Source organism: Methylobacterium bullatum (genome assembly GCF_014845095.1).
In the GTDB taxonomy this organism is placed as follows: Bacteria; Pseudomonadota; Alphaproteobacteria; order Rhizobiales; family Beijerinckiaceae; genus Methylobacterium; species Methylobacterium bullatum.
Window position 1 is genome coordinate 1 of sequence record NZ_NKUG01000223.1, and the last position, 3,882, is coordinate 3,882.

The window sequence follows — 3,882 nt, forward strand, 5'->3', positions numbered from 1 at the left end:
CCACCCCAGCACCCCGGCACCGAACCGCACCAACAGGCCCCTACAGGGCACCGTCAGCCAGTTCGATGCCCCCGTAGGCCAATCTATCGCCCCGCCTCACCCACCACCCTGCGCCAGTAAATACAGCCGCCGCATACCTGGGGTGCCCCCTTTCCGGGGAGACCAGCACCCGTTCATCACGATGAGATCGGCCAGCCGTTGCCGGTCGAGCCACAGCAGAACTTGCGTTCCAAAGGGCTCAGGGATGCGCCGGTAGCCGTGAACCCGCTTGGGGACGCCATCAATCAGGACCACCGGCTTTCCGGGCCAGAATGCTTTCGCGAGGTAGGTGAACTGGCGGATACGATTGCGGACCAGCGAGCGACGGACCGGGCAAGCCCCGGTGGCGGTCTTGGTATACCCCTTCACAACCTTCGGCAGACGCAGCAGAGCCGCTGCCTTCGCTTTGGTGGTGATGATGTGGAAGTGCAGTTGGAAGACACCGCTTGATGCCTCAAACTCACCATGGAGCATCGCGAACAGCGGCCCCGGCACCGCCGTCACCCCCGCTCGGATCAGGTGCTGGGTGAACTGCGCCTTGATCTGGGAGGCCGTAACCCCGTCGAGGGTCGCGGGCGTGTAGGCCCAACCCGAGTAGATCACGGTCACAGTCCGAAGATCGTCACGGTGGTACTCGGCGAAGGCATCGAGCTTGGCACGGCCCAGCGCCATTCGGATCGTTCGCATCCGAAGTGCCGAGGCAAGGGTCAGGGCCGGCTGGCCAGTCGCGACCCCGCTAACCAGCTTGCTGATTAGGACCTCGATGGCGCTGCCATCCAGCTTGGTCGCGAACACCCCGCTGGATTGCTGCTTCGCCAGCCAAACCCGGTCATTGAGGTTCACCCAGTTCGTCGGTCCCGGACGATTCATGACGCGACGCGCCTGCCGAGCACGCAGCCGATCCTCCTGGATCATTGCTGCTTCCGTTTCAAAACCCTCCGGCACGGCAGCGTCAGAGCCCTTTGCCGGGCCGCCGGCGGCGCACCCCAGCGGAAGTGGCTGAGACGGCCTTGTAGGCCCCCCAGAGGACGCACTGGTGACGGGTCGAGGGTGCTTGGTTGGGCCTCGCCCGCTAGATAGGCGGGCGAGCCGCTCGACGGCTTGATGAGGAAGACGAAGGGTAACCATAGCAGATTCCGATCATTGCCGCCTCGCGCGAGGCCATGATGCCGTTTGGTTGAAGGTTACGTCACCGCTTGCTTGCACCGAACCGGATGGGCTTGCCCGGGAAAAGGAAATTTACAGGCTCTTCTGCCACTGCTGCCGGCTTAGACTTTGCCTGATCGTCACGCTGGGATGTCGCGAGCTTGTTTGTGACCGAATTCGCCTGATCAGACTTGCTCAAATCGGTCTGCGATGGCTTGCCGTCTTCCGTCGGCGAGGCGCTGGCTTCGAGGGGGATATCCGGGTCGTGTTCTGCAACTGGCGCACTGGCATCGCCGCCAATTGGCTGCAGCGTGGCATCGGTCTCCCCGACCAGCTCAGATGAAGTGGAAGGGTCATCGTGGACTTCAGGGGCTTCAACGTCGCCCGGGCCTAGGTTCCCGACCGGAAGAACGGTGCTCTCGATCTCGGCCGACTGTGCGTCAACAGCTTGCATGCGCGCCGTCAATTCGCGCTCGGCGCCATAATTTAAGACCGCACCGAGACCGGCCTTGCCAGCGAGCTCCAAGAATATGGACAGTTCCTTGCCAAGCTTCGCCGCCAGGAAGTCCAATGCCGCCGCCTTGGCCTTCACTTGCACAAGGTTTTGAGCCTCGCGCTTTGCAGCATCTCGCTCGGCGGCCTTTGCGTTCGCCGCCTCAGGACTCGCCCGCGCTGCTTTTGCCTTTGCGGTGCTCCCTGCGCTGCGTTCGACATCTGCGTGATAGGTTTTGATCGCCTGCTTGACTTCAAAGCCAACCGACTGACCGGCAATGATACGCGGAACGAACTCGTCCCGGATTGCCTGCGGGACCGATGGAGCCGAAAGCAGGTACAAGGAGCTCGGCTTGGGGAATTCCGTAACTTTTACGGATTCGAGCTGGTCGCTGAACATGCTGGCGGTCCGCATCAGCTTTTCAGCCTTGCTCTTGCTGTAGTCTAGCGACTGACACCAAGACTCAAAACGGCCATGAGGAATTCGGGCCTTTGCTTCGTTGAGGTCCTTACCCGTAGCAAACCACCAGTAACGCACACCCTCACGAAGCTGGTGATCGCGACCACGGATCCTTTTCGCTATCTCATCGACCTCGGTCCCGTAGGGGGAGCCATTGGTCGTGAGATCACCGGCTTCATCATCATCGCTTTGCATGTCATCCCCGCAACTTTCACAACAGCGAAGAAGACAAACGATAAGGTGCACAATGCAAGGCCTTACACTTCATTGGTGGCTTGTGAACGGGCTACAGCACCGGTATACATAGCGATGCCGGCGCTCTGCTAAGTGTCTGATATCTATGGTTTCGCCCTTCTAGGTGGCCCAGTCCTTTCCTGGGCACCAAGCAAAAACTAAGTGACTGATGTTGACTTAGTTTTTGGCCCCGCTTTCCGCACTTCGTCGATCGGTGCGGGATAAACCAAGCCTAGCGGGCTCAACGGGCATGACCCGCGATTTCGGCACAAGTCGTCCTGTCCCAACTTCAGCATTCCCATCCTATGGCGCGCGTCGCGCTGCGCCGGGCGTTCCGGCTTTGCGTCGGTTCTTTCCAAACGACATCCCGAACCATGTGCCGTCGGAGCGTGGCGGCGGCGGGTGAACGCCCGAAGCCGCAGGCCATTGGTGGCCGTCATTCTCCGGCTTCCTCGCCTGGGGCGCGCCGGATCCACACCGTCGCAAAGGGTTCGCCCGGTCGAAGTGCGGTCTCGAGGGCGCCTTTCCGGTGGAGGCCCTCGAGGGCAGGCCCGATCGGCAGGCCCGCCTTTGCGGCGATACGCTCGCTGAAGGCCACCCGTTCGACCCATTCGGCCGGCACGTGTTCGAGCACGGTGCGTTCCTCGTCGGTGAAGACGGGCGGCACGTTGAGCGCATCGATCGCCGCCTCGAGGCTGGCGACCGGCATTCCGTCCACGCACCAGACCCGCTCGAAAGGCAGTCCGGCCGCCTGCCGCGCCGCGCCCGCATAGCCCCGGTCGATGCAGGTCAGCCGCGGGATGGCGCTGTGCTGCATCAGCCAGCCGGAGCCGTTCGGCCCATAATTCATGTGGCCGTCGTCACGGAGTTTGCCGGCCTTCACGTCGTCGAGAGTGATCGTCATGCTGCGGCTCCAAGGTCGAGCGCGTTGGAGCGTGCCGTGCGTGCGAGGCCCGACCGTGACATCCGCCTCGGCCTCTTCGGGCGGGATTCCGGGCCAGCGTTCCCGCCGGGCCAGCGCGGTCCCGGTGCACTCTCCAAGCGCCCCATCGCCGGCCAGGATATCCCGGTGCCCTCGGCAGGCAAGTCGCAGGGCAGCTTTACCGCCCCTTCGCCGGGACACAGGCCCTCGCGCGCCGGGCCGATGCGGACGGTTCACGCACGGCTCCCGGTGACTTGACGCTCCAAGCGTCCGCCGGCCAAGCTCTCGCGGCTTCCGAGCAGGCGTCGGGGCAAGCCCCGCCGACGCCGATGTCCCACTCTCGAGAGACGCTTCCAGAATGGTTCTTTCCCGTTTCCGCCGGGCCACCGGCCGCCTCCTCGCCCTCCTCGGCCTCGTCTCCCCGCTCCTCTCCGTCCCGCTCCTGCCCGCCCTCGCCGCCGAGGCGGTCTTCCCGCCCGCCGGCGGGATCGGTCTCGGGCCCGTCTCTTTTAAACCTCTCCGACCCCCCGGGCACGTACCGGCAGACGGTAGCGCACTCCTGCGTTGAAAAGACAGAGTAACAATCATC

Annotated in this window: 4 protein-coding genes; 1 reads left to right on the top strand and 3 read right to left on the bottom strand. The window is 63.5% G+C overall.

What is annotated here, in order from left to right:
- Nucleotides 1-96 precede the first annotated feature (96 nt).
- The 3 genes from MBTS_RS22315 to MBTS_RS22325 all read right to left on the bottom strand — a co-directional run bounded on the left by MBTS_RS22315 (nucleotide 97) and on the right by MBTS_RS22325 (nucleotide 3,275).
- Nucleotides 97-954 (bottom strand): hypothetical protein, encoded by an 858-nt coding sequence (locus tag MBTS_RS22315; protein ID WP_192216505.1) that lies wholly within the window; start codon nucleotides 952-954, stop codon nucleotides 97-99.
- Between the two features lie 274 nt (nucleotides 955-1,228).
- Nucleotides 1,229-2,332 (bottom strand): DUF3102 domain-containing protein, encoded by a 1,104-nt coding sequence (locus MBTS_RS22320; protein WP_192216506.1) that lies wholly within the window; start codon nucleotides 2,330-2,332, stop codon nucleotides 1,229-1,231.
- Between the two features lie 475 nt (nucleotides 2,333-2,807).
- The gene (locus MBTS_RS22325; protein WP_056253664.1) at nucleotides 2,808-3,275 is read right to left on the bottom strand and encodes a hypothetical protein; all 468 of its coding nucleotides are present in this window, start codon (nucleotides 3,273-3,275) and stop codon (nucleotides 2,808-2,810) included.
- A 376-nt stretch (nucleotides 3,276-3,651) separates the two neighbouring features.
- Between MBTS_RS22325 and MBTS_RS22330 the strand changes: the two genes are divergently transcribed.
- The gene (locus tag MBTS_RS22330) at nucleotides 3,652-3,861 is read left to right on the top strand and encodes a hypothetical protein (protein ID WP_192216507.1); all 210 of its coding nucleotides are present in this window, start codon (nucleotides 3,652-3,654) and stop codon (nucleotides 3,859-3,861) included.
- The last annotated feature ends 21 nt before the right edge of the window (nucleotides 3,862-3,882 follow it).